At 56.3% G+C, this 25,364-nt stretch carries 17 protein-coding genes and 1 pseudogene; 6 read left to right on the top strand and 12 right to left on the bottom strand.

Features of this window, described 5'->3' with window-relative positions; all coding sequences use genetic code 11:
- Positions 1-10: 10 nt before the first annotated feature.
- Positions 11-1,522 (bottom strand): undecaprenyl-phosphate glucose phosphotransferase, encoded by a 1,512-nt coding sequence (locus RE6C_RS03680; RefSeq protein WP_008653980.1) that lies wholly within the window; start codon positions 1,520-1,522, stop codon positions 11-13.
- Positions 1,523-1,579: 57 nt separating this feature from the next.
- A complete protein-coding gene (gene nadC, locus RE6C_RS03675; RefSeq protein ID WP_008653977.1) occupies positions 1,580-2,515 on the bottom strand; it encodes a carboxylating nicotinate-nucleotide diphosphorylase in 936 nt (311 codons plus the stop codon).
- A 330-nt stretch (positions 2,516-2,845) separates the two neighbouring features.
- Between nadC and RE6C_RS03665 the strand changes: the two genes are divergently transcribed.
- The gene (locus RE6C_RS03665; RefSeq protein WP_008653975.1) at positions 2,846-3,898 is read left to right on the top strand and encodes a peptidylprolyl isomerase; all 1,053 of its coding nucleotides are present in this window, start codon (positions 2,846-2,848) and stop codon (positions 3,896-3,898) included.
- Between the two features lie 125 nt (positions 3,899-4,023).
- Complete coding sequence (locus RE6C_RS03660; protein ID WP_008653974.1) at positions 4,024-4,608, top strand: hypothetical protein; 585 nt, start codon at positions 4,024-4,026, stop codon at positions 4,606-4,608.
- A gap of 442 nt (positions 4,609-5,050) precedes the next feature.
- Here RE6C_RS03660 and purD read toward each other — a convergent pair whose 3' ends face one another.
- The 7 genes from purD to RE6C_RS03620 form a co-directional block, all read right to left on the bottom strand.
- Positions 5,051-6,364 carry a phosphoribosylamine--glycine ligase gene (gene purD, locus RE6C_RS03650; RefSeq protein WP_008653972.1) on the bottom strand — a complete coding sequence of 438 codons (1,314 nt, stop codon included), beginning with the start codon at positions 6,362-6,364 and terminating at the stop codon, positions 5,051-5,053.
- The gene (locus tag RE6C_RS03645) at positions 6,357-7,049 is read right to left on the bottom strand and encodes a 3-keto-disaccharide hydrolase (protein WP_008653971.1); all 693 of its coding nucleotides are present in this window, start codon (positions 7,047-7,049) and stop codon (positions 6,357-6,359) included. The genes purD and RE6C_RS03645 overlap by 8 nt, the downstream gene beginning before the upstream one ends.
- 28 nt (positions 7,050-7,077) lie before the next feature.
- Positions 7,078-10,611, bottom strand: a complete 3,534-nt coding sequence (locus RE6C_RS03640) for a PPi-type phosphoenolpyruvate carboxykinase family protein (protein WP_008653970.1) — start codon at positions 10,609-10,611, stop codon at positions 7,078-7,080.
- A gap of 462 nt (positions 10,612-11,073) precedes the next feature.
- Entirely contained in the window at positions 11,074-11,721 is a 648-nt protein-coding gene (gene coaE, locus RE6C_RS03635; protein WP_008653969.1) for a dephospho-CoA kinase, read from the bottom strand.
- Complete coding sequence (locus RE6C_RS03630; RefSeq protein WP_008653968.1) at positions 11,721-12,440, bottom strand: zinc ribbon domain-containing protein; 720 nt, start codon at positions 12,438-12,440, stop codon at positions 11,721-11,723. The genes coaE and RE6C_RS03630 overlap by 1 nt, the downstream gene beginning before the upstream one ends.
- 73 nt (positions 12,441-12,513) lie before the next feature.
- Positions 12,514-13,518 carry an AAA family ATPase gene (locus tag RE6C_RS03625; RefSeq protein WP_008653967.1) on the bottom strand — a complete coding sequence of 335 codons (1,005 nt, stop codon included), beginning with the start codon at positions 13,516-13,518 and terminating at the stop codon, positions 12,514-12,516.
- Positions 13,519-13,529: 11 nt separating this feature from the next.
- Positions 13,530-15,164: a sulfatase gene (locus RE6C_RS03620; RefSeq protein ID WP_008653966.1), complete on the bottom strand. Its 1,635-nt coding sequence runs from the start codon at positions 15,162-15,164 to the stop codon at positions 13,530-13,532.
- Between the two features lie 225 nt (positions 15,165-15,389).
- On the opposite strand from RE6C_RS03620, the gene RE6C_RS03615 reads away from it, so the two are divergent.
- Together RE6C_RS03615 and RE6C_RS03610 are read left to right on the top strand one after the other, a co-directional pair.
- On the top strand, positions 15,390-16,076 hold the full coding sequence (locus tag RE6C_RS03615; RefSeq protein ID WP_008653965.1) for a DUF2293 domain-containing protein: 687 nt from the start codon (positions 15,390-15,392) through the stop codon (positions 16,074-16,076).
- A gap of 227 nt (positions 16,077-16,303) precedes the next feature.
- Complete coding sequence (locus RE6C_RS03610; RefSeq protein WP_236617922.1) at positions 16,304-16,993, top strand: YMGG-like glycine zipper-containing protein; 690 nt, start codon at positions 16,304-16,306, stop codon at positions 16,991-16,993.
- A 493-nt stretch (positions 16,994-17,486) separates the two neighbouring features.
- On the opposite strand, the gene RE6C_RS03605 is transcribed toward RE6C_RS03610, so the two are convergent.
- Entirely contained in the window at positions 17,487-19,949 is a 2,463-nt protein-coding gene (locus RE6C_RS03605; protein ID WP_039961109.1) for an ATP-binding protein, read from the bottom strand.
- 103 nt (positions 19,950-20,052) lie between these two features.
- On the opposite strand from RE6C_RS03605, the gene RE6C_RS03600 reads away from it, so the two are divergent.
- Positions 20,053-20,892, top strand: coding sequence for a purine-nucleoside phosphorylase (locus RE6C_RS03600; protein WP_008653960.1), 840 nt, complete (start codon positions 20,053-20,055; stop codon positions 20,890-20,892).
- Positions 20,893-21,005: 113 nt separating this feature from the next.
- Entirely contained in the window at positions 21,006-21,626 is a 621-nt protein-coding gene (locus RE6C_RS03595) for a DUF937 domain-containing protein (RefSeq protein WP_008653959.1), read from the top strand.
- Positions 21,627-21,634: 8 nt separating this feature from the next.
- Here the strand turns inward: RE6C_RS03595 and RE6C_RS03590 are convergent, their stop codons facing one another.
- Positions 21,635-24,625 (bottom strand): tetratricopeptide repeat protein, encoded by a 2,991-nt coding sequence (locus tag RE6C_RS03590; protein WP_008653958.1) that lies wholly within the window; start codon positions 24,623-24,625, stop codon positions 21,635-21,637.
- Positions 24,622-25,364 (bottom strand): annotated as a pseudogene (locus tag RE6C_RS03585) (hypothetical protein); the annotation flags it as partial. The pseudogene RE6C_RS03585 and the gene RE6C_RS03590, both read right to left, overlap by 4 nt.

The following is a 25,364-nucleotide window of genomic DNA, read 5'->3' as shown; positions in this document are numbered from 1 at the left end:
AGGGGTGGGATCAGTACGCTTCGGGTTGTTTCCAAACGACAAGCAGCGTTCGGAACAGGATTCTTATATCGAGCAACAACGACCAAGAGCGAATGTATTGGTGATCGAAATGGATCCGTTGTTCCATTTTATCGACCGTTTCTGTTTCGCCGCGACAGCCGTTGACCTGGGCCAGGCCGGTGATTCCCGGTTTGACCTTGTGCCGCATCATATAACCACGGATCAAACCGCGATATTGTTCGTTGTGTGCGGACGCATGAGGCCGCGGTCCGACCAATGACATCGATCCTTCGATCACGTTGAACAACTGGGGGAGTTCGTCCAGGCTGGTTTTCCGGAGGATCGCTCCCAGAGGAGTGATCCGCGAATCGTTGGCGGTGGCCTGTTTGACGACCGCACCATCATCGCAGGTCGTCATGGAGCGGAATTTCCAAACGCGAATTTCTTGGCCGTCCAAACCGTAGCGACGTTGACGGAAAAACACCGGACCGGGCGATGTCAGTTTGACAGCCGCCGCGATGAGCAACATCGGAATAGAAATCGCGAGCAATCCGGCCGTCGCGATGATCAAATCCGCCGCCCGTTTCGCGACACCGTCGATGCCGAACATCGGCGATTCGGTGACGCTGACCGCCGGCAGACCGCCGACTTGGGTCCAGCGAGCGTGAAGCAGTTCGAACACGAAAAAGTCGGGAACGATGTAGACGGATGCGGTCGAGTCACTCAGTTCGTCCAGCAGAAATCGGATTCTCTTTTCGGCTCGCATGGGAAGGGTCACAAGCACCGTTTCAATCTCGCCCGAACGTGCCGCAGCAATCAGGTCATTCAAATCGCCTTGCAGTGAGACCGCTGGTTCGGATTCGATTGAGTTCAGTTCATCTGAATCATTGCTGCCGGTTTCGCCACTTCCATTGTCGCTTTTTTCGCGAGTGAAATTGCGGTCATCGTAGAAGCCGGCGAATTGCAGACCGAGCGATGAGTCCGATTCGATATTGGATTGTGTTTGATGTCCGAGGGTATTGCAGCCTGCAATGGCGACTCGTCGAACACCAACCCCGCGACGAAGCAATCCGAATTGCACGATTCGCAAACACATTCGTGAAAGTCCGATCATGGCGGGACAAAGCACGCACCAGGACAGAATCACGGATCGGGCAAAGTATTGTCCGTAGCGAGTGGCAAAGGCGATGACTCCTAGAACCAGGATCGTCATCGTCCATGTTGCCAGCACTCGAATGATTTCGCTGTCGGTGCAGGCGCGGCGGTCGCCCCGCTGCAGTCCCGTCAGTTGGCTGCTGAGAAAGAACACGATGACCGCGATCAAACCCATCGCGAACGATGCATCGTCGACATGACCTCTCGCAGCGAATTTGACCATCACCAAGGATGCCAAAATCGATGCCGAATCCAGGCACGGCTGAACGAAGTCATACCAGTGCCGGCTGCCCAGGATGGACACCGATTGAGGTGAATCGGCGGACTTCGACGATGCAGGCGGAGCGTCCGAGTGAGTTGACGGCATGGTCGGTGTACAAAGAGGAAGTGAATGACCGCTACCAACGGCCTGATTTCCCCAACACTAGGTCGCGAACCCGTCGAGCCAGTCCATCCCCAGGTCCAACCACGTCGCTTGATGCGTCAAAGCTCCACTGCTGATTCGGTCCACGCCAGTCGCAGCGACGTTGCCGATCGTATCGATCGTGACGTTTCCTGATGCTTCCAAGTCGAGTGTCACGCCCAGCTCATCTCGTCGAGCCACCGCGCGGCGAAGGTCTTCCAACGAAAAATTGTCCAGCAAGACAATGTCGATGCCGGTCGTGGCGACTTGTTCAAATTGCTCCAGGGTATCGACTTCGATTTCAACCATCGGTGGGGCAACCAGTTGATTGACGCTGGCACCCCGCATCGCAACGGCTCGAGTCGCCGCTTCGCCAGCAGTCAATTTGGAGGATGGATCGTTCTCGCTGCGACCGAGAGCGAGGTGGTTGTCTTTGATCAGAAAGCCATCGTACAGGCCGGTGCGATGGTTGTGGCCACCGCCGCAACGCACCGCATACTTTTCGAGCCGTCGCCAACCGGGCGTCGTTTTGCGAGTGTCATACAGTCGAGCGGTGTGTTCGCCGATCGCTTCGACGTATCGTCCGGTCAATGTCGCGACCCCGCACAGTCGCGAAAGAATGTTGAGCAAGACGCGTTCGCTGGTCAGCAGATCCCTGGCCGAACCTGAAAGCCGCACGATCGGTTCTCCGGGAACCAATGGAGCACCCTCGTCGATCAAAACCTTGACTTCCAAATCGGCATCGAACTCATCGACGATCCACGGTGCCAAAGCGATCCCCGCCGCGATCCCGGTGCATCGAGGGACGATCTGGCAGGCACCGCGGCGTTCGGGTGCGATCATGGCGACCGTGGTCCAGTCGACGGCGATGTCCAAGTCCTCTGCGATCGAAAGACGAACCAATTGCCGCAGGTCGTTTTCCAGGGCGTCGTCGAGTTGGACAGGGCGATAATCCATGGCTGGTTTCAATCGAAGTGGAGCGGTTTCACGGTCAGGGTTTCACGCATTGTTTCGCCTGGTGACGGTGCCAGCAATGCGACACCGAGTCGATATACGAGGGAAAACTATTGTTCATCCATCGATTGTCGCTAAATCGCGGTTGCCAATGCGCGTTCGATTTCTCTACAAGCCGAACTTATTCATTTGTTTCCGTTGCGAATTGGGGTCACCATGCCTTCGCCCTGCCATCACGTTGTCCCTCGTTGTTTCGCTTGGATTGCGTTGGTGATTGGGGTAACCGCCATGGCTGTGCCGCGTGTGCATGCGCAGATGCCCTCCCCCGCAGAAGTGGAAGAAGCAAAGAAAATACCGCTTCCCACCGATCCGGCGACCGTCATGGCCGTTGTTGGACAAGGACGAGTTCTGCTTGGCGAGCTGAAACCACGCGTGGATGCTCAGCTCTCTCGCATGCTCTCGCAAGCCAGTGGAGAAGTGCCGGAGGACGAGCTGCACTACGTGAAGTTGCGGATGACTCGCAGCCTGCTCGTCCAAACCATTCAAAGTCGAATGCTTCGCGAAGCGTTTCTGTTGGAACAAGTTGGAACCGCTGCTGCGGACAAACGCCGTGAAGCGGAAGCGACGATGGCCGCCAAGGCTCGTCAGATGTTCTATGAAACGGAACTACCCGGGCTGATGAAAAAAGCCAATGTGGATTCGAAGGCGGAACTCGATGATCTTCTTCGCAAAGAAGGATCGTCGCTCGCATTCCGCCAACGCGAATTCATGGACCAGATGCTGGGCAGCTTGTACATCCGCAGCAAGGTCAACAAAGATCCCTCGGTCTCGCTTTCCGAGATTGTGCGGTACTACCAGGAACATCAATCCGAATACGAACACAAAGCTCGGGCTCGTTGGGAGCAGCTGACGGTCATGTTCAGCAATCATCCAACCCGTGATGCGGCGATGAAGGCAATCACCGACATGTTTCAAGAAGCGTTGTACGGAGGAAACGTGCAAGCGGTTGCGAAAGCCAAGAGTGAAGAACCATTCGCGAGTTCAGGTGGATTGCACGATTGGACGAACCAAGGTTCTTTGGTTTCGACTGTCCTGGATAAGAATATCTTCTCGCTCCCAACTGGAAAGCTGAGCGACATTATTGAGGACACGAATGCGTTCCATGTGATTCGAGTTTTGGAACGCGAAGACGCTGGAGTGACTCCGGTTGGAGAGCTGCAAGACGATATCTCGGATATTCTTCGTCAGCAAAAAATTCGTGCGGACCAAGAAAACGTGATGGTCGAGGTTCGCCAACGTGTTCCAGTCTGGTCGTTCTATCCCGACGATTTCCCGGAAGCAAAACCGTTGATCCAGGTGTCTGCTCGACCGGCGATGCAAAGGTAGGCGGCATGGCCAATTGCGCATCACGACATCGCTCGACTCGGAATCAACGCGTTTGTCACCACCGAACCCAGCACCAACGCTGTACCTTTCGCGTGCAGTGGTTGGTCCTTTGCGGATTGGCCTTGATGTCGGCCGGTTGTGGGCAACTTGCGTATCGGCTTGGAACCGACATGCCGCCGCAGTACGTTCCCAATCCGTTGGATCTACCGCCCGTTCCGGCTGACTTCCTGTGGTTGCAGGTGGTCGACGCGGTGGACGACGTGTTTCGGATCTCTCGGGAGCAACCGGTGGTCAATCAACCTGGTGCCGTTCTCGAAGGTCGACTCGAAACGAGCTACAAAGTCGGTGGTTCCATTTTGGAACCGTGGCGGAAAGACAGCTCGCCCGGATTCGAACGTTTGCAAAGCACACTGCAATCCATCCGACGCCGAGCGATCGTCCATGTTCGTCCGCACTCGAACGGCTATTCCGTCGAGATCATCGTCCAAAAGGACTTGGAAGACACCGATCGAACTCAGTACGCGACCGAAACCACCGCCGGACAACGTCACGATGGTTCACGCACCAGTCGTGTGGATGACTTCGACGACAATCCGCAAACTCTCGGATGGATTCCCTTGGGACGCGACACGACGCTGGAACAAATCCTGTTGCAGGACATTTTCCGGCGAGTCACGCAAAAAGACACGCCCGGTTTGCTGAATCACTGAGATCAGCAGAGGTACCAGGACTTGCTCAATCACCCCGAGCGAAGAGGTCGTGCAGTTTGTTGATAAAGGTATTAACGCTGCTTTCGCACACCGTACCTCTCCCGAAACGAAGTTTCGGGAGAGGTCGAGCGACGCCGTTCAGGCGTACGCGAGGGTGAGGGCCGAGCACGGGAAAGGGCGCGCACTACCCTCCCCGGAATTCTCGCTGAACGCTCGCATTCCGACCCTCCCCAACTGCGTTCAGGAGGGTGATTTCAACCTTGCGAGCACGGCACTTCAAAACTGAACGACCTCCTGCGCGGGCGGGGTTCGCAAGACGTCACGAACACAGCACTTAAAAACTGCACGACCTACGAAAACATGGCGGATGGAACGTCGAATTCATCAGTTGAGGATTCGTGTCTCATTCACCACGTTCGCAGTGGATTGCGTCTTCGCGGGTTCAAGCCTTGGCCGCGGTGGCGAGTGCTTTGTCGCTGATATCTTTGCGGCACCAAGCACCTTGCCAACGAATCTCACGCACGGCTTTGTAAGCCTGCAATTTCGCGGCACTGATCGAATCGCCCATTGCGGTCACGCCTAGCACGCGTCCGCCGGTGTTGACGACTTCGCCGTCAACACGCTGAGTCCCCGCGTGGAAGACTTTGACGTTTTCCATCTTGTCGGCTGATTCGATGCCGGTGATCGCGTGGCCTTTCTCGTAATCAGCCGGATAGCCTTCGCTGGCCATCACAACGCAAATGGCGGGTCGCGGATCGAACTCGAGTGGACCGGTTTCTTCCAGTTTGCCATCGACGACGGCCTGCATGACTTCGACTAGGTCGGTCTTCAAACGCATTAGCAACGGTTGGCATTCGGGGTCGCCGAAACGAACGTTGAACTCCAACACTTTGGGACCGGCGGGGGTGAGCATCAAACCCGCGTACAGCACGCCTTTGAACGGACGACGCGAACGTTTCATCGCGTGAACGACCGGGACCAGGATGCTCGATTCGACTTTCGCCAGGGTCTCTTCGTCCAACACGGGTGCCGGGCAGTAGGCGCCCATGCCGCCGGTGTTGGGACCGGTGTCGCCATCGTTGGCGGGCTTGTGATCTTGCGCGGGCGGCAACGTGACGATCGTTTCACCATCGGTGATTGCCAGCACGCTGACTTCGGGGCCCGTCAAACGTTCTTCGATGATCAGTTCTTTGCCCGCGGCACCGAACTCTTTGCGAGCCGCGATGCGGTCGATTGCTTCCAACGCTTCGCTGCGAGTGTCGCAGACGACAACGCCTTTTCCGGCGGCCAAACCATCGGCTTTGACAACGACATTGACGGGATCGGTGGGTTCGCTGAATCGATCTTTGATGTACCGCGATGCGTCGTCGGCACTGCGGAAGGTACGGTAGTCTGCCGTCGGGATGTCAGCGGATCGCAGCAGGTTTTTGCAGAAGACTTTGCTGCCTTCTAGTTCCGATGCCGCTTTGCTGGGGCCAAAGGCACGCAGTCCGGCGTCGGTCAACGCATCGACCAAACCTGCGACCAAGGGTGCCTCGGGACCGACGATGACCAAGCCGACGTTGTTCTCTTTCGCGAATTGGATCACGGCATCGTGATCGGCCGGATCCAAGTCGACGTTGGTCGCGTCCATCCCGGTGCCGGCGTTGCCGGGGGCAACGAAAACATTTTGAACGTGCTGGCTCTGTTTGACTTTCCATGCCAGGGCATGTTCACGTCCACCAGAGCCAACAATCAACACGTTGTATTTACTCATCGAGTGGTTTGACTCGCAGGTTTTTGAAGTAGGCGATGCTTTGTGGGTCGTGGGCTTGCAAGGCAAACGTGCCTTCGCCCAACCGGCGTTCGAAGCGATCTGAGAAGGCTTCTTGGTCGCTCGGTTCGGTGAAATCCACCAGGGTCTTTCCGTTGACTTTCAGTTCAATGTGTTTGCCGCGGACGATGATTTCTTGCGTGTACCATTCGCTGTCGCTAATGCCATTGGCCGCAAGCGTTTCCGCGTCGATGTTTTCGACCCCGTAGAGCGAACTGGTTTTCTTGGGGTCTTTGTGGCTGACGTTGACTTGGCATTCGTAGCCAAATTTGGGCCAGCCTGATTCTTGATATTGGGTGTGGAAGTAAATTCCGGCGTTGCTGCCGGGCATCACTTTCACGTCGGCTTTGAAGTGGAAGTTCTTCAGCGGAGCCAGGTCACCGACATAGAAGAGGTGGCAACGTTCGCCTTTGCAGACGAGCATTCCGTCTTCAACCTGCCAGCTGTCCGGGTTCTCGGTCGACTTTTTCCAGCCGTCGAGTGACTCGCCGTCGAACAAGGAAACAAATCCGGTTTCTTGTGCGGACGCGTTTTTAGAGGCATCGTCCGCCTTCACGATCGATTGGATCGAGAGGGCGGGGACGAGTGAAACGACGGCGGACAGTAGCAGCAGGTGGGGACGAAACATGCGTAGACTCAGGAGCGGGGATGGCGGGCTAGACGCTGGCCAACCGGTCCAGCATCACAGGGTCATTGGGTGACGGCGACATCGGGTCGACGCCCAAGGTTCCCTGCAACGATGCAATATAGTCTCCCGACTCGGCCAATTGGCGTTGTTGGGTCGCATATTCGTATTGGGCTTTCATGTCCAACCGTTCCGTCGCATCGGTGTTCAGCGGATCGTCCATGAACGATTGCAATCGCTGCTGCATCGATTTCCAGTGAGCGATATCGCGTTGCTGCTTGGCGTCGAGGCGACGGCGATACCAGTCACTGCTGAGCAGCGATTCTCGCGAAAAGAGCTGGCGTACTTCGGGATCGTCGATCGTTTTGCCGTTGTGTTCGCCGTGCACCATGATGTCCAGTGCCGCACGCAGCGGTGGACACGCCAGTTCGTAGCCAGAATCACCAAAGTAGTTCTGAGCAACACGAGCTTGTGCTTCGGAAATTTGCAGCACGCCATCGGCGAACGAATCTTGGTCCTGTTTTTCGGGACGCAAAATCGGTTCGGGAAAGACCTTCGATGGGTTGTCGAAGACACGCGCCAAGTAGGTGCGAACAAATTTGTCGGTGATGCGATAACCGAGCCGGCTGGCGGGGATCATTTTGCCGTTGTGGTCGAAGTCCTCAACTTTTTCCAGCATGCCATCTTCGATCATGCGGCGTGGGTCGCGTTCTTCGGCCGTCATGCGACACCAGACTTCGGGTATCAACAAAGAAATGTCGTGGCCGACTTCGAGGTTGGGACCAACGTGACCAGCGGGAGTGCTGAAGCCGCCCAGATCGGTCAGGATCATCGAGACGATCACGGCATTCAGGTCGACGGCAGGGTGCAGAGCGTTGAACGGACCTTTGGTTAGTGCACCTTCGCTACCCGCACCGGTCGTGCTAGGGCTCTTGCCGGTCAGTGAGCAAACGTAGTCCATGATCAATTCAGGAAGTTCCTGATAGTGCAGTGGCGAGTAGACCGCCAATGAACGGATGCCGGCTTCGGCGTCTGGTGGATTGTTGCGACGGCCGGACAAGACCGCACCCACCGGAGTCAGGACCGCATCGTCGGTGCCCAGTTTGCGATGCAGTTGGATGCCTCGCATCGCAACATAGGTCGCGCGGGGTGATGCTAAATCAGGACGGTCTTGCAGATAGCGAGGGTTCTTGGTTGGCTTTCCATCGACCAAGCGCGGATTGGCGGTGCTGACAACGTAGCCGTCCTCGGATGCTGCCGCGGTGAGCAACAAGTCTTCCATGGGACCGGTGAATTTGTCAAATTCGATGGCATCGCGAATGATGTCGCGAGCTTGCTGGCTGGTGAGCGGTTCAAAGTTGCTGATGAAGTTGCCCGGCGCGGCCAGGTCGGATTCGGTTTGTTTGTCCAGTCCGCGATGAACGGCATCGTCGGGGCGCTGGAATAAGCGGTATTCGCAGTTTTCAACAAATTTGTAGCTTGGCGCTTCCGCGACAGTTGATCCGACATCACCAATGCTTCCCGCAGGAACCACGATGCTGGCGGAGATGTCATCTTCACGCTGAACCTTGGACGACGCGATGAAGTCTTGACGCAGTTTGAATGTTCGCCATTGCGAGTTCTCCAATCCCACACGCAAGTAGGTTCCGACCAATGGGCGGCTACCGATTTTCAGTTCATGGCCCGGTGAACCATTGACGATATCGACGCCGAACGATTCACGCCAATCGTCGCCGACGCCAGGCCCGGCGAAACGTTTGATGATCAAGGCGAGAGCGTAGACGTGCTCGGGAATGCTCTTCAACCAAGCATTGTAGTCGTCGTTGTATTCAGGGCTCGGCGTCAGCAACTTGATAACGCTACCGAGTGAACGATTGGGGTCGAGCACCTTGCGGCTGGACCGTTCGCTGTAGTCGGTGCGCCCGGTGTAGGAATCCGACCAACGCGATCCGTAATCTTTCGAGAAGATGTCATCGACGAGTTGGAAATCGATCTCGTGGTCTTTGACAAAGATCGGTCCATACAACATGTAGTCGCGAAGACTCTTGCTGATTTCGCTCTTGCCGCCGCCGCTGACCGTGCAGGGTTTGTGGCAGAAAACGCCTTCGCCGACCGTGCCGATCAGACGCCAGCTTGGTGCGGAGGGGTGTTTTTCGAGTTGAATCTTGTAACCACTCGGAGCGATGTATATCTCATCCGGCGATAGTGGAATCGATTGCTCTTTGCCGGACGAATCTGTCCAGCGAATGCAGCGTTCACGGAGTGTCGCCAGAGCATCTTCTGGTATGTAAATGACGCTCGGATGGATGCGGTCGATGCCGTATCCCTCTGGTTGAACATCAATGAAATCGCCGTAGCGTTTCGCGACATCAGCGAATGTCTGGCCGTTGTAAAGTCGACTGTTGACCTGGAACTCGTCGCCCAAAGAGTACGAGGCAAACGCGATTGCACCCCCGGCGTGCTCCTCTTCTGCGTTGCCCATCAAATTAGCGGCGTAGCTAAGCTGGGTTTTGACTTCTTTCTTGCAATAGCCATAGTAGTTATCGGCAATCAAAGTCACGACCACGCCATCACTGTTGCGGCAGGTGAGTTTGAACGCACCTCCGTCGTTGTAGCGTTCGGTTTCGTCTTGCCAGCACATCCGGTCGTGACGCTGCCGTTCGGTCGCGTCGTCGTAGTGAGGCAGCCCCAGTTCTTTCTTGGTCAACTGAGTCAAGTGTGTTGCCAGGATCACGCAACCGGTGTGACCGCTCCAGTGTTTGGCGTCCAGGCCTGCATCGCAAGCAGCGATCAAGGGGTCGCCGGCATTGCCAAAAATCGATTCGACGAAGTCCAGGTTGCTGACGTAATTGCCAGGAACGAAGAAACGGGTTTCCATCGACTTTGATTCGCTGTACCCAGGAACACCTGGAGCAACCAATGGACGCAACATCAGCGACACCCATGACTCAGCGGGGTGAGGTGAGTTGTGGGTGTACGGCAATTCCATGTCGGCCGCAGGCGGCTGCATGGCGGCTCGGAAAAGATTCACGAACACATTTTTGGGAACGACTCGTTTGTCCCCAGGGATTGGCAAACCGCCTTCGACCACGTGGAACGTGCCTGCCGTGGTCCGGCGGTCGGCACGTGGATTGTTCAAAACGCCGTTGAAGCAACGATACGATTTGACCTGATCATTTTCGAACTTGTTGCCACCCAAAGGCATGCTCAACTCACGAGCCATGCCGTGACGGTCGAGATTCAATGAGCGACTGGGCAGCTTGAGTGGTTCGTCCCCTACCTCGTCGCCAAAGTAGGATGCGAGGAACGCTTCGATTCGTTGATCAATTGGTGGTTGGTGCTGGCGAAGAATCGCGTTGCGTTCACGAAAGCTATCCAGCATTTCGCGAGGGAATGCCGCGTCAGGACGTTCTTGGTCCTCTTCGCCGGGGGGCATCAGGCCAGCTAGGGCCAATTGAAACGAGAGATAGTTTTGCAGACGTTGGCGTTGTTCCGGAGTGGCCGCAAGCATGCGGTCCCAGCTCAACGCGCGTTGAAGTTCTGTTGGTTCTCGCAGCAATGCCATGAGGATCTCTCCGGTTCGAACATGAATGTGGTCGGCAAAACCAAGCTTTGTGATCGAAAAGCTTCAAGGCTAAGGATCGTGGAGCATCTTTGGTCCAAAGCGATCGACGACAGTCTCACGAAAAACTCCGGATCCAAAGACAGGCTTGGTAGAGCGAAGCTTAGCAAATATTGCCCAACTTTGAATCGGACCGGATTCGTAAGAGGCGTGCCGATTGAGCGGAGATTCTTGTCTGAGTCTATTGAGCATGGTTGTCGTTCGACGTGTTAATGTTGCCTGGAGTCTCGCTGGGGTGAGTTAGTGGAGCGAGGTAGGTCTTTGGGCTGTTCATGGAGTTCCTGAACGACGGTGCTGCCATGCGAGTGGTCAGTCTGGGGAGCGAAGGATGAATCGTTCCAAACATGCCGGCTGCAAAAGAATTTCTGATGAAGTCGTGTGAACAACCCCCGAAGGAAGATCACGTCATCTGGATTGTAGTGTCGAAGCCAGTTCGGATTCGACCAAGCGACGCAATTCTTCCTCGGTGCCGTTGTTTGGAATCACGCGAGTGCTGGCCAAACGTTTCCGCTCCCAAGACCACTGTCGAGCGTTTCGTCGCTCGAGTTCTTCTGCATCCCAGCCACGAGAGGCAAGCAATTCTTGATGTCGATCAGGATCGACCTGCAGACACCAAACCTCGTCACATGTTTCGCGATAGTCGCTTTCCAGAAGCAACGGCACATCAAGAATCACAAACGGTCGCCGGTCCGATTTCGCTTTTGCGATTTCAGATTGCAGAATCGTTCGTGTTCTCGGATGAAGCACGCCTTCCAGTTGTCGAAGTCGAGTGTGTGAACTTTCGTCGTCACCGAAGACCAAATCAGCCAATCGCGAGCGTGATAGAGACCCATCCGCCATTTGAATGGAATCGCCAAACAGCGATTTCAGTTCGTGAATGACGTCGGGTTCGCTGAGTTGGCTCTTCGCGATTTCGTCGGCGTTCAACCAGACGCCACCCAGAGATTCCAGGTGACGAGCGACCGTCGATTTGCCGCTGCACGGCGGACCGATGACTCCAATGATTGGTGTTGAAGACACTGGTGTTGAATCGGTCAGTGGCCCGTCCGACATCAAGCCTGGTAGAGAAAGGCGTTGCAGTTGGGGCAATGCGTCAACGTCGACAACATCACTTGGTTGAGGACCTGAGTGGTCAATGTTTGGTAACAACCACCGCACGAATCCTGTTCCACCGCCGCCAATGCCTCGTCGCCGCGGGCATCAACCAGTCGGCGATAGTCTGGCTTCACCGCGGCCGGAATGTCGGCCTCGTGAGCGGCCAGTTGTTCGTTGATGCGAGTGAGATCCTGGCGAACTTGTTCGAGCCGAGCTTCGATTTCGTTGACCCGTTTGGTTTGGTCTGCTTGAGCCTGTTCGAGCTTCTTTTGGGCTCGGTCCAGTTCGACCTCGCAGGTATCGATTCGTTCGAGCACTTCCAGAATTTCGTCGCTTTGAACGCTGTTGGCTTGTTCGTCCGCGGCGATTTGGTCCTTCAGCAGCGAGAACTCCTTGTTCGAAGCGGCCGTGTTCAGTTTGCCCTGCAGGTTCTTGACGTGGGCTTCGCGGGTCTGCAGTTGCAATTGCTTTTCATCCGCCGTCATGCGGGTTTTCTTCAGCGTTTCCGCCGCCGCATCCACATTCGCTTGAGCCTCGTCGACCATCGACTGAACGGCCTTGATTTGAAGCGGGCCACGGCGCAATTGCCCCTCCAAATCTGTGCGTTGTTGCAACGTGTTGTGCAACGTTCGCAAAAGGACGCTGGAAAATTTAGTCGTGGTGGAGGGCGAAGCCATCAGGCAGAATGCGGGAGCTGGAGAATGGGAGTGAAAAGAGGGGGTGAGATTGTGAGACGGATAGGAGCACCGATCAATCGCCCTTTTCTGGAACCTTCTCTAGAATTTCCAGCAAAACGCGGTCGGTGTCGATGCCCTCGGCCTGAGCTTCGAAGTTCAGCAGCACGCGGTGACGCATCGCGGGCAGGAACATCCGCCGGATATCTTCGAAGGAAACGTTGAACCGTCCGTCCAACAAAGCCTGGACTTTCGCGGTCAAAGCGAGCGTTTGGGCACCACGCGGGCTGCTGCCCCAGCGGACATACTCATTGGTGATCGGAACGCTGTACGGGCCATCGGGGTGCGTCGCCATGGTCAGACGCACCAAGTAATCCTGGACGTGCGGGGCGAGGATGACTTCACGAACAAGTTTTTGCCAGCGTTGAATTTCTTCGCCGTCCATGACCTTTTCGATCTCTGGACGTTCGCCGCGAGTCGTGCGGTCGACGATCGTCGCCAGCTCATCCCGGTTGCTGTAGCCGACCACCAGTTTGAACAGGAAGCGGTCCATCTGGGCTTCAGGAAGCGGGTAGGTGCCTTCCTGCTCAATCGGGTTTTGAGTGGCCAAGACAAAGAACGGTTGGTCGAGCGTGTAGCGATGCCCCCCCGCGGTCACGGTGCCTTCTTGCATCGTTTCCAGCATGGCCGATTGAGTCTTCGGGGTCGCTCGGTTGATTTCGTCGGCGAGCAGGATCTGCGTGAAGACGGGCCCCTTTTGAAACTCAAACTTGCGGCGACCGGATTCGTCTTCGACGACCATGTTGGTGCCCAAAATGTCCGCGGGCATGAGGTCGGGGGTGAACTGAATGCGATTGAATTGCAGGTCCAGCACTTCAGCCAACGTGCGGACCAGCATCGTTTTGCCGAGCCCCGGAACGCCTTCGAGCAAACAGTGGCCACCGCAAAGCATCGATGTCAAAACGCCGCTGACGATGTCATCGTGACCCACGATCACGCGACCAATCATTTCACGGATCGCGACGTATCGCTGACGAAATTGTTCCGCGTCGGCTCGCATCGCATCGACGGTGGTGCTCATAAGCTTGTGTGTCAGTTCGAAGAGGTGAAGTTTGGATTAGGAACGGGCATTTTGGCATCCATTACAGTTTGCCATTGCCGAAGTGCATCACGCAGTTCGGTGAAGCGTTCGGGCTCGGTTTTCGACAAGTCTTTGGTTTCGCCCATGTCGACCGATAGATCATACAGTTCTGCGGTGTCGGTCTCGTAGAACTCGATCAATTTGTAGTTGCCACGGCGAATCGCCGCACCGGGACGCCATAGCGAACCATGGTAGTGAGGGTAGTGCCAGTGCAGATCACGGGAAGTGGAATTGGCTCTGGATACTTCACCCTTGATTGCGGGCAGCAGACTGATTCCGTCGGCGTGCAGTTCAGGTTGAAGCGGCAATCCAACAACGTCGAGAATCGTTGGGAACAGATCCGTGCTGCACGCGATCTTGTCGATGATTTTCAGTTGGAGAGCAGCTGTTTTCGCTCTCGCCGCATCCGGCGCGGTCTTTGGCAGTCGCACCAGCAATGGTTCTCGGATTCCGCCTTCGTACAACCAACCCTTGCCGGCTCGCAGGGGCGAATTGCACGTCGGCCCAAACTTGCGAAGCGTCGACAGACCGCCGTTGTCGGAAAAGAAGACGACCAGTGTGTTGTCATCGACGCCGTGTTCCTTCAACGCTTGCATGATTCGTCCGACGCTGGTGTCGACCGCCTTCACCATCGACGCGTATGCCGGGTTGTCTTGGCGACCTCTCGTGACCGCATCGCGTTCCGCAATCGTTGGTGTGTCGCCTCGCAGTTCCGGCGTGTTCGCTTGCTTCTCTTGGAAGTGATCGATGGTTCGCTTGTCAGGCGTGATTGGCGAATGAACGTTGTAGTAGCTCATCATCATGAAGAAGGGCTTGTCTTCACGAGATGCTGTGTCGACCAGTGAGACCGCTTCGTCGGTCAGTCGCGTCGTCAGGTACTCTCCATCGTGCTTGGCCTTTAGATAAGGGTTTCTCCAAGGTGAGTAATATCCGCCGGGAGGCGATCCTTTGTGACCGCCGCCGATGTTGATTTGAAATCCTTGATCGGTCGGCAGGTGACCGACATCGCCGAGGTGCCACTTGCCCAAGAAGAACGTTTGGTAGTCGGCGGCGTCTCGCAAGTGTTCAGCGAGCGTGACTTCGTTCAAAGCCAGGTTGTCTCGGTCGTCGACATGTTGGAAACGAGGGTTCTGGGCTCGGTCGGTCGACATGCCAGGGATCCAGTCGGTGATGTCGACGCGAACCGGGTGGCGTCCGGTCAGGATGCTGGCTCGCGTGGGAGAGCACACGGGGCAGGCGGCGTAAGCGTTGGTGAATCGAGTTCCCGATTCGGCCAACGCATCGATCTGTGGCGTTTCGTGATAAGTGCTGCCGTAGCAACCCAAATCCGCCCATCCCAAATCATCCACCAAAAACAACAGGACGTTGGGACGTGATGCTGTTGAGGAGCTTTCTTTAGCAACTAGCGCCTTCAGGTTTCCAAGCGAAGCGATCATCGCAAGCAACAACACTGCCGTTGTCACCTGGTTCGATAAAGAACGTGAGGGCGATGTGAGAAGGCAATGAGATCGCAGCATTTGACGGCACAAGATGTCTAGCAGGGTGGTGGTTGTCTGACCCAGGTCGATGATTGGGCTGAGCGTCATTGTAGCCCAATCCAAAGGCACTCGGTGGTACCGGGGGGCTCCTGCCGAGTGGCAGAGGCTTTCAGCCGGTGTGCTGCCAAAGACTGGATACCAATGCCACTGTCGATGGGAAGTTGTGACGATTTTGGCGGAAATCGAGGTGCCATGACTGGGCTGGGGCACGGATGATCGCATGCCGATATTGAGCTCGTAGCGGCACAGTCACCACCCAATTCAAAGACGACGATGGCGGATCGATCCACTGAAACATTGACCGGTTCGCCGGGGCCCAAAGAGCGAACGGTTCGTTTGGCATCAGGAGAGATTTGCGAAGTGCCGAGCGGTTGGGAATTGTTGCCGCCGGGAGATGCCGGTGTGACTCGTCGTGTCAAAGCCGCCGGGCCGACGTGGACGGTCAAAGAGAAGAAAGGCCGACGGGAATTTTCGCAGGGGCTTTGGGCTGATGCGAAGCAGATCGCGGACGCGAAGGCTTCGATGGAGGCGACTCGATCCACCGCCGATTACGCGAAAAAGCAGGCGGCAGCGAAAAAACGGCGGGAAGAGAAACAAGGCGAGTATGTGGAGGATTTTTTCCAAGCCGTCTGCGACTTTTTGAGATTTGCACCAGAGTATTCAGCGGTCGCCAAGCACCTTGCCAAAGCGGTGACCGAGCACGCGACGCCGGTGGGCAGCGGCACGGTCGCTCGCACCGAGCGGATCCCAATCGAACGTCGAGCCGAATCGGCCGTGATCGCTTGGATGCGTCATCAAACGACGGCGTACGACAACATGAAAATCGAACGCGTCAAAGGCCGGCGTCGCGAAGTCCGCCGTGAATTGGCAGCGAAATCTCGCGAGCTGCTGCAGAAGTATCGCTCCGGCGAGGATAACGCGATGGTGGGCTGTCCTCTGGCCAAGGCGTTGCGGGGATAGGACCGAGCCAGACTTTCAAGGCATTGTTGCGAAGTGCGGTTTCACGGAGCCGTTTCACGAACACTCGCGCACGGTTGTGAAGCGGATTCAAAAAATTGGCGTTGTTGTTGAAGGGACTGCCGATCTAAAAGCGTAGGTGGTCGATGGATGGTTTCCGTCGCAGCCGAGGCGAGCAACCTTTTCCGTTCGCGTTCCCTTCGTTTGCCCCGTTTGAGGTGGCATTGAACATGAAAATCCAATTCAACTTTGGCGTCCGTCTGATTCTCGCTGGTGCCGCTGTTCTGGCATCGGGAGTTTTCTCTCCGAACAACGCCATGGCGCAAGCCAACACCCAACGCGGTGCGACTTGGGGTGGTATCACCGGCGCGATCGCGGGCGCGATCATCGGCGACAACAACAACGAAGCGGGTGCCGGAGCTGCCATCGGTGGTGCTGTCGGAGCCGTCGCCGGCGGATTGCTGGGCAACGCGAAAGACAAAGAGTTGCAAGCTCAGCAGTATTACTCGCAGCCGAGCCATTACACACGAACCGTTGCCCCCCAACCATCCGCATCACCGCTGGTGCCCACCGGAGCCGTCTCGTTCAACGACGTCGTCGCGATGAGCCGCAGTGGTGTGAGCGAAGGTGTGGTGCTGAACCAAATCGCATCGCGAGGTGTTCAGCGACGCCCCGTCGTTTCGGACATCATCTCGCTGCATCAGCAGGGAGTCAGCGAAGTGGTGATTTCGGCAATGCAGAACGCTCCCGTCGGTGACCAAGTCGTCGTGCAAGCACCGACAGTTGTAGAAACGCCAGTCTATGTGCCCGCGCCTCGCGTCTACGTGCAGCCAGCACCGGTCTATCGTGCCCGTCCCGTCTACCATGGACCGCCAAGACATGGTCGTAGCAGCGGATTTCATATCCACTACGGTCGCTGATCAGAAGACTGAACCTTCCCCTCGCTCGACCTCACCCAAGCTTCGTTTTGGGAGAGGTGGGTGAGCGAATCAAGTAGAATCAGAGCAGAGCATCAGAGTAGAACAGTTGTCCTCAACTGTTCCGTCGGGCAGCCCTCAAGGGCCAAGCCTTGTTCGCAGCCAATTCCGCTTGCTAGCATTCGCGTCATGCTGCTCGATGACATGGATGGCGTCGATTGTGCGATGCACCATCCCATCAGCCACATCAAATTTTCAATTTAGAATTTTCAATTTCACTTTTTCAATCGCATGCTCGGGCGGCGCACTCACCTTACCGTTGCGAATCTGTCACCGCTCCACGGATAGGAAGCAACGTCGCGCCGCTTCCCATGCCCGACCCTCACCCTCGCGTACGCCTGAACGGCGTCGCTTGACCTCTCCCCAAACTTCGTTTCGGGAGAGGTTGTTGTTGCGGGAATCCAATAAAACGTGACACCATGAACAATACGGTGTCCTAAAACAACGCCGTGGCGTCGCCGGTGGAGTCGACTTGCCAAGGCGTCCACAGGATGACTGGACTACCGATCTTCAAGTCGCTTTTTCGCGGCGGGATGGTCACTGTTTCGAGCACCAGGTTTTCGATGTCGAATTCCTGTCCGAGCTGATCGATTTCGTGACGCAGTTCGTCTTCGAGCTCTTGCATGTCGATGTGCAGTTGCTCCAGAGCCGCTTCGGCTCGTTTGACGTCACCGCGTTGCTGAGCCGCTCGGGTGGCTCCTCTCGCCGCCGTCGACATCTTGGAGACGTTGGTACGGCTGGCGATTTTGCGGCCCATGAAGGCGCCGATCAGCGAGGTGCCAAAGGACAGCAGTGAAGACATCTTGGCGGATTCGTACTGCCCTTCTTCACGTGCGATTCGTTCCTCTGCCGTTCGCATCTTGCTCTCCAGCGACTTCATCTTCGAACCGTATTTGTCACGCAGCTTTTCCGTTTGCAAATCGCGTTCTTCACGAGCGGCTTGTTGGAAATGCAATCGAGCTTCGACTTCGCTTGCACCCGCCGGAGCGTAATCACCCAACGCAGGGCTTTTGAAAAGCTCCATTGGATGATGTCGGTAGAGATAGTCCTTCAATTGCTTTTGAATGGACTTCAGCTTGCTGGCTCCGCGAAGGTCGTCGGGCAGATCGGTGAAGTCAAAACCTTCTTCGGGATCGGACACCCATTCAGCGTCGACGTCCAAGGGTTCGCTGGATTCCCACACGTCCTCGGGGACTCCTTTGCCGCAACGCAGGACTCGCCGCGCGTCGACCCATTCGTCCACGCTTGCACTGCTGCGAACGAAGTGCATGGAACCTTCACCCAAAAGTGCAGCCCGGTAGACTCGCCGACCATCGCCGCCGGGATACCGGGTGGGGACCAGGAACGCTTCCCCAACACCGGTCGGCAAGACTGGCCGACTGGGTGAAGAGACTTCGTTGGAGACCGATTCGTGTTCGCCGGCTTGTTCGGCCGCGAGTTCCGCTTTGCGATCTGCCATCAGTGCCGAGATTTGATCGCGAGCCAATGGACCGGCGAGGAACGACATCGCCCAACGAGTTTGGAACACGGTGGGTCCATCGTCATGCACGTTGTTCATCAGGAACACGCGACTACCCAACGAAGCGAGCAGTTGTTCCATCTCGGCTTTGTTAAAGGGTTTGCCAGTTTGAGCGGCGGCTCCTTCGAGCCCATCCAGCACACGAGCCTTGTCACGCTCGGTTTGTAAACGGCCGAGGAACCAAGTGCCGATGTTGGACAAGCCTTTGTAGTCGAGGTCGACCGGGTTCTGAGTCGCGAGCGTGACTCCCAAGCCAAACGCTCGGGCTTGTTTGAGTAGCGTCAGCATCGGCGGTTTGGACGGCGGGTTGGCAACCGGTGGGAAGTAACCGGCGACCTCATCCATGTACAGCATTGCGCGGAGTGAGCTGGTACCGCTTTGTGTTCGCATCCAGGAGACGATCTCGTTGAGCAAGATCGTGACAAAGAACATCCGTTCTTGATCCCCCAGGTGCGCGATCGAAAGGATCGATAGTTTGGGTTTGCCTTCTTTGGTGTACAGCAAATCGGGGATCGAGAGCGATTCGCCTTCCAGCCACGATGAGAAGGCGGGAGAGGCCAACAAGTTGTTGAGCGTCATCGCCAGCTTGGATCGTTCACTCGGTGGCATGAACGTGTCGAGATCGAGCACTCCGACGCGGGTGATTGGTGGTGCTGAGATCAATCCGATCAAATCACCGATCGTGACGCTGCGACCGTCTCGCCAGCAATGATCCAAGATCGAACTGATCAAGATGTGTTCGCGAGAAAGCAACGGGTCGGCTTCCATCCCCAGCAGCGTCAGCAATCCCGAGGCGGCGCCAGTGACTCGTTCCCGCATCGCGTCGGTGTTGGAAAGGACCTCCGGTGGCGGAGCGTCAAAACTTTTTAAAACGGTCAGCGGAATTCCGGTGTTGCTGCCCGGCGTGTAAATCGCGACGTCGGCGGCGGCTTTGAACTTGGCAACTCGCTCGGGCGTCTGTCCCCAAGAAGCCAAGCCGTTCTTCCAGGTCTTGGCGGTTTTGGCGGCGTACTCCTCCAGCGTCATGCCTTTGCGGGACGCTTCGCCCTGTTCCAACCAAGGCAGGAAGTCGTCGGGCTTCATGTCAGGAAAGGCCAGCATCAGGTTCGCCAGGTCGCCCTTGGGGTCGATGCAGATCGCAGGGATTCCATCGATCGCGGCTTCTTCGAGCAACGACAGGCACAGTCCGGTTTTCCCGCTGCCAGTCATGCCCACGCACATTGCATGAGTGCACAAATCTTTCGCGTCGTAGAGCAGCAAATCGTCGAGAGCTTTGCCGCCCGCGATGTCATACTGGCGTCCCAAGTAGAACGTGGCCAGTTTCTCGAACACGTCGGGAGAAGGCGTGGCAGATGTCTGAGAAGGAGAAGATGAGGACATGCGACGAATCGTGTTGCGAGCAGACGAGTGGATTCCAAGCGGTTGGTAACATACAACGTTCGGCAGTTTCAATCATCGGTGCCACTCCAACACGACCTGATCCATGCTCGATCTGTACGACAAAATTGATGAAGCCTGCACAGAAATCCGTCGTCACACTCGCGACACGCCGCGAGTCGGCATCATCCTGGGGACCGGGCTGGGCGGGTTGGTCGAGGACATCGAAGTCGAAGCAACGCTGGACTATTCCGAGGTGCCGTACTTTTTGAAGTCGACCGCGACCAGCCACGCCGGACGACTGATCATCGGCCGGATGGGCGGCGTGCCGGTGTTGGCGATGGAAGGTCGTTTCCACTTTTATGAAGGTTACGACCTGAAAGACATCACGCTGCCCGTGCGTGTTTTCAAAGCGATGGGTGCCGAATTGTTGGTTGTCAGCAACGCCTGCGGGGGACTGAACCCTTATTTCAACAATGGCGACATCATGGTCATCGAGGACCAAATCAACCTGATGGGCGGCAACCCGTTGATCGGGATCAACGACGATCGCTTGGGCCCACGTTTTCCCGACATGTGCGAACCTTACGACCAGCAATGGATCGACAAGACATTGGCCATCGCTCGTCGCAACGAAATCTATCCTCACAAAGGTGTTTTTGTCGCAGTCGCGGGACCGTGCCTCGAAACACGCGCTGAATATCGCTACCTGCGTCAGATCGGAGCGGATGTCGTTGGAATGAGTACAGTGCCCGAAACGATCGTTGCCGTGCATGCTGGAATGAAAGTCGTCGGATTGAGCGTGATCACCGACATGTGCTTGCCTGATGCACTGAAACCGGCTGATGTGTCTGAGATCATTGCGACGGCAAATGCGGCCGAACCCAAACTGCGAACGATTGTTCGCGGCATCGTTCAAGAGTGCGGCGAAGTTCGTATCGCTTGATCGATGCGAACGTGATAGGACGATCGCGGCGGGTGCCATGTTGGTCGGACGAAAGATACAATCGTTCACACCTCCTCACTTCTTTTCGAAGACCCCGTCTCTAGGATTCATCCATGTCTGAATTGTTGGAACAAGTCGGTCGTCAAATGACGCCCGAACGTATCTCAAGTCTGAGTCGATCGTTGGGCGCGGATGAATCCACGGTTCGAAATGCGGTCAGCGCAGCGTTGCCGACGTTGTTGGGTGCGGTAACACGTCAAGCCGATGACCCTGCCCAAACGGCCCAATTGCATCATGCGTTGGAACGCGATCACGATGGTTCGGTGTTGGATCATTTGGGCGGTTTGTTTGGATCCGATGATGCTACTCAGAACGCTGGTGTGACTTCCAAGACGACCGCTGGCGGCGCGATCTTGGATCACATTCTCGGCAACAAGAAAGAACGCGTCGAACATGGTGTTAGCGCAGCGAGCGGTCTGTCGATGGGACAGTCGACGAAGTTGATGATGATGTTGGCCCCGGTCCTGATGGGCGTTCTGGGACAGCAGCGAAAATCCAAAGGGTTGTCCCCGGATGGGCTGGGCGAAATGCTACGTCAGGAGAAGGCTTCGGTGCAGCAATCGGCTGACGGCGGAAGCATGTTGGGCCGGATCTTTGATCAAGATGGCGACGGTGACTTTGACATGATGGATGTCGTCAAGTTCGGGATGGGCCGCTTCTTCGGTCGCAAGTAAGCGAAACCTTATTCGTCTTCTTTCATCGACTTGAAACGGTCGATTTGAAGATGCAGGTGCCACTGGCCCGGGTCGTCCAAGAGGCTGGTTTGTTCCAGCAGCAGTGCTTGGTCGATCTCGCCTTGTTGGGCCAAAATTTCAGCGAGCGTGTCACGGTAGACAGCACTGTTCGGTTCGACCGAAACCGCATGACGCGACATCTCCAACGCGTCGTCCAGTCTCGAATGATTGCGAACGGCACACCAAGCGACATTGTTTGCGGTCGTCGCATCGAGCGGGAACTGGCGAAGGTGTTCCATCCCAGCGTCCACGATCCGGTTGAGCCATTTGTCGGCGGACTGTGTCATGCCCAGTTGTTTGATTCGTGGCAGCATCAATTCCGCTGAGTGAATATCGATGGGCTCGAAACGAAGCAGCAGTTCGAAGATGCGTTCGACTTCTTGTTGTTCGTCGGCATTCAGTTGCTGCAGATCAGATTGCAAGATCAGTTCCAATTGATTGCGTAGGATCAATTGAGGCAAAAGAACGTAGTTGATCTCTTGGTAGTCAGAGGCCGCCAGGGTGCCCGCAAAGCCGAGGTCGTACCAGCGGATCGCTTGCAGGCGTTTTTCGATCGCGTCGGGTGGCAGTTGTTCTAGTTCCGCTTCCGCTGCGTTGCCCTCGTCGGCGGATGCTGCTGTCGTGCGTCGCAAGACAAATCGGTTGTAAGCTCGAGCGATGTCCATCAACGCGAGCGTTTCGTCCGATTCAAAAGCGGTGACCAAGAGCAATGATTGATACAGGTCTTCCGCCAAATCCCACATGCCGGCACCGGCCAACGCGTCAGCCATTTGTTGTCGCATGTCGGTCGATGGTGTTGCCGCCATGACTCGCAATTGTGTGCGAAGTTCATCGGCCAACGATTGGTCGCCGTCTCTTTGTGCGAACATGAATTGTTGAAGGACAACTTGGAACCCGATCATCGCGTCGTCTCGCAGTCCCGCGTTCAGCACCCTTTGTGGTTCACTGATTAATTCTTGCCAGATGCTCTCAAAGTCCTCCGGCGTAGGAGCGTGCGAGTCATCTCGGTGACGATCGGTTAGCAATTTCAAACGCGCGGGCAGGTCTCCACTTTGTGCCATTCCTCGAACGATCCCGCGGACAAAATCAGCTCGTCCATGTGCTTCGAAGAGTGCTTCCCACTGCTGCGCGGAGGGGACATCCGATTCCGACAGTGTGTATTCATCGACCTTGGTGCGGCGTTGAAGATCCTCTTCCGATTCGCCGGAACGAAGGTGCTCGCCAAGCAAATCGATCCATTCACGATGTTTGCGAATGTCTTCCGGAGCGGCTCGCGCGATCTCGCAGGCCGTGATGAAGCTACGCTCGGTCGACCATTCAGGACGATGGTGAAAGATGAACCAGTTGAGGTAGTACAGCAGTTCTTCGTTCGTCGGTTCAACCACACGCGAAACCAAACGCAGTGACAACCGAGATAGAAGGCTGGGTTTCTCGGGCGCCGCCAGTTCAAAGATCCAGTCGGTTTTGTTCGTCGCGGCGAGCGTCGCTAGAACGAAGTGCTGAGTCAGGACCGATTCGCGTCCCGGCGAGGCTTTGACATACATCCTGGAATCGGAAAGTTGGGTCGCGATTCGATAAGCGATGTCAGGTCGTCCAATGTCGATTGCCGTTCGCATCAGAGCGAGGCAATCCAGGACTTTTTCTTTGGGGGCAACACCTGATCCGGAAGTCAATTCCTCTTCCGATACGCTGCGTTGTTGGTGGATGGCTTCGTCGATCCATTGTTCCAATTGCGTGTCGAGCCGTTCTGCTTCAAATCCCAAAAGCTGCAAACCGCGAGCATGACGCGATGTCTTGATCGCGATCGCAGACGCTTCCCGTGGTGATTGCTGTTCCAATAGATCGATGGCCGAGTCGACTTCCCCGTGGATCAGCAGTGAACGCCAACGAAGCGTTTCGTAGGACGGCGAAAGACTTTTTTCACGTTCCCGCTTCAACGCATCGATGGCTGCCTGGCGAAGCGAATCATTGCCCGATCGTGTGGCGGCGAGCAAAGTATCGGACCAGTGTCGAACGGCTTCATCACGTGCAAATTGTTGCTCGGCAGCTGATCCTTCGTTTGCGGATTCATCGAGCCGCTTGGCTTCTTGCGCGGATTCTTCTGCGATCGCTTTCCAATCCGATGTCACCATTCGAACGACTCGGTTGAGCGAGTGCCGCGAAGTATTGGGCTCGTCGGTTGGGGGTGGTTGTTGCTGAGCGAGTTCGTCGTGCTGTTGCGCGACTTCGGAGGCGGCTTCATGATTTCCACGCAGCAAATGCATCACGCACAATGCTTCCGCACGTTGATCGTCTCGCCATGTTTCTGCGGTCGCTGGAAGCGAAGGTGAATCGCCGGGGCTGCGAATCAAATCGTCGCGGCACAACGCCATTTTCTTGTTGGCTGATGCACGATCTAAAAATGCGATCAAATCAGGAAGTGAGTTTTGCAGGACCGCGATTCGGGCGTAAATCGGATAGCGGGATTCGACGACCAAGGAGACTCGGGCGAGGATGGCTTCGTATTCGATTGTTCCGGCAGCTTCTTCCATCGCGACAGTGGCGGCACGAAATCGGCCGGCTTCGAGCAACACTTCAATCGCTTCGGCGGGGCTGACTTTGGAAAGAATGTCGGCCAGTTCGGTCGGTGTGTCGGCAAGGATCCCGCGTTGCCATTGAGATTGCACCCAGCGGGCACGATCCGAAATTTCGGGATCGCGATGGCGGATCGCCTGGATGACGTCAGACCGCCAGCGATCTCGGTCACGCCACCACTGCAACGTCGTTTGAACTCGATCGTCGAATTCCGAAGCCGCCAACAATCCCGTTTGAGTCGTTGGCGTTTCAGGCGTTGGTGATTCCTGGTCGACGCTCCATGCGAATTGCGCAGGAACGATGGTGCAGGACAGACACGCGGCGACAATCGCGAACGCTAGCTTGTTACTCAAGGTGGTGGTCACTGCGAAGTTGATGGGGTGTATCGTGTTTCAATCCAATCGGCAATTCGTTGTGGCTCAGCACCTTCGACATTTTGCAGCGACCGCAAGATACCCGCCGAATCGGCCCGGATTTCCGGAGTGGATTTGGTGGCGATCGATTCGTAGACCGCCTGAGCGGCTTGCCCCGTTTCGGATTCCATTGGTAACTGGAACTTAGCCAATGCCTTGGAAACCACAAACGGTAAATCGTCGAGCGTGTAGGTGTAGTTTCTAGCTCCGCGGCGAGCGATCAATTGTTCGGCACTGGCTTCAACGACCAACAACGAAATTGCATCCGTCACGTTGAATTCATTTCCGGCGGTCAGGTCTGCCATCGCCCGCGAAACGCCACTTCGATAGTACGTCCCCAGGTCCGCGATTTGATAAAGCGTTTCTGCGCGAGCAACCTGTTCGTCGGTGGCCGCGGCTTTCTCGGCGGTTTCGGCCAAGGACTTCATCTTCGACCAATCCCGTTGCCGAATTGATGCTTCTGCAGCCGCAATGGCGGTATCACCAGCCGCGATGTTTTCCTCTGTTGCTTCGGGACGAGCGGCGGGCGATGGTGTCGTTGTGGGAGATGGCTCGGGGGCTGGGGGAGGCTGCATGTTGTCGCCGGCGTCCGACGGCATTCCCATATCGGGTGTGGGAGCAGCATCGGGCGGCGATGGCATTCCTGCAGGCAGGCCTGGCATGGTGGTGGGGTCAGGCATCGCACCGGGGT

The sequence above is a fragment of the Rhodopirellula europaea 6C genome (assembly GCF_000338295.1).
Classification (GTDB): domain Bacteria; phylum Planctomycetota; class Planctomycetia; order Pirellulales; family Pirellulaceae; genus Rhodopirellula; species Rhodopirellula europaea.
The sequence above is the reverse complement of the archived record's forward strand: the minus strand, read 5'-3'. Positions and strand labels throughout refer to the sequence as shown.

Excerpts from the sequence above, each read along its gene's own strand:
- RE6C_RS03680 (WP_008653980.1), bottom strand. The coding sequence starts at position 1,522 with ATGCCGTCAACTCACTCGGACGCTCCGCCTGCATCGTCGAAGTCCGCC.
- nadC (WP_008653977.1), bottom strand. The coding sequence starts at position 2,515 with ATGGATTATCGCCCTGTCCAACTCGACGACGCCCTGGAAAACGACCTG.
- RE6C_RS03660 (WP_008653974.1), top strand. The coding sequence starts at position 4,024 with ATGTCGGCCGGTTGTGGGCAACTTGCGTATCGGCTTGGAACCGACATG.
- purD (WP_008653972.1), bottom strand. The coding sequence starts at position 6,364 with ATGAGTAAATACAACGTGTTGATTGTTGGCTCTGGTGGACGTGAACAT.
- RE6C_RS03645 (WP_008653971.1), bottom strand. The coding sequence starts at position 7,049 with ATGTTTCGTCCCCACCTGCTGCTACTGTCCGCCGTCGTTTCACTCGTC.
- RE6C_RS03640 (WP_008653970.1), bottom strand. The coding sequence starts at position 10,611 with ATGGCATTGCTGCGAGAACCAACAGAACTTCAACGCGCGTTGAGCTGG.
- coaE (WP_008653969.1), bottom strand. The coding sequence starts at position 11,721 with ATGTCGGACGGGCCACTGACCGATTCAACACCAGTGTCTTCAACACCA.
- RE6C_RS03630 (WP_008653968.1), bottom strand. The coding sequence starts at position 12,440 with ATGGCTTCGCCCTCCACCACGACTAAATTTTCCAGCGTCCTTTTGCGA.
- RE6C_RS03625 (WP_008653967.1), bottom strand. The coding sequence starts at position 13,518 with ATGAGCACCACCGTCGATGCGATGCGAGCCGACGCGGAACAATTTCGT.
- RE6C_RS03620 (WP_008653966.1), bottom strand. The coding sequence starts at position 15,164 with ATGACGCTCAGCCCAATCATCGACCTGGGTCAGACAACCACCACCCTG.
- RE6C_RS03615 (WP_008653965.1), top strand. The coding sequence starts at position 15,390 with ATGGCGGATCGATCCACTGAAACATTGACCGGTTCGCCGGGGCCCAAA.
- RE6C_RS03610 (WP_236617922.1), top strand. The coding sequence starts at position 16,304 with ATGAAAATCCAATTCAACTTTGGCGTCCGTCTGATTCTCGCTGGTGCC.
- RE6C_RS03605 (WP_039961109.1), bottom strand. The coding sequence starts at position 19,949 with ATGTCCTCATCTTCTCCTTCTCAGACATCTGCCACGCCTTCTCCCGAC.
- RE6C_RS03600 (WP_008653960.1), top strand. The coding sequence starts at position 20,053 with ATGCTCGATCTGTACGACAAAATTGATGAAGCCTGCACAGAAATCCGT.
- RE6C_RS03595 (WP_008653959.1), top strand. The coding sequence starts at position 21,006 with ATGTCTGAATTGTTGGAACAAGTCGGTCGTCAAATGACGCCCGAACGT.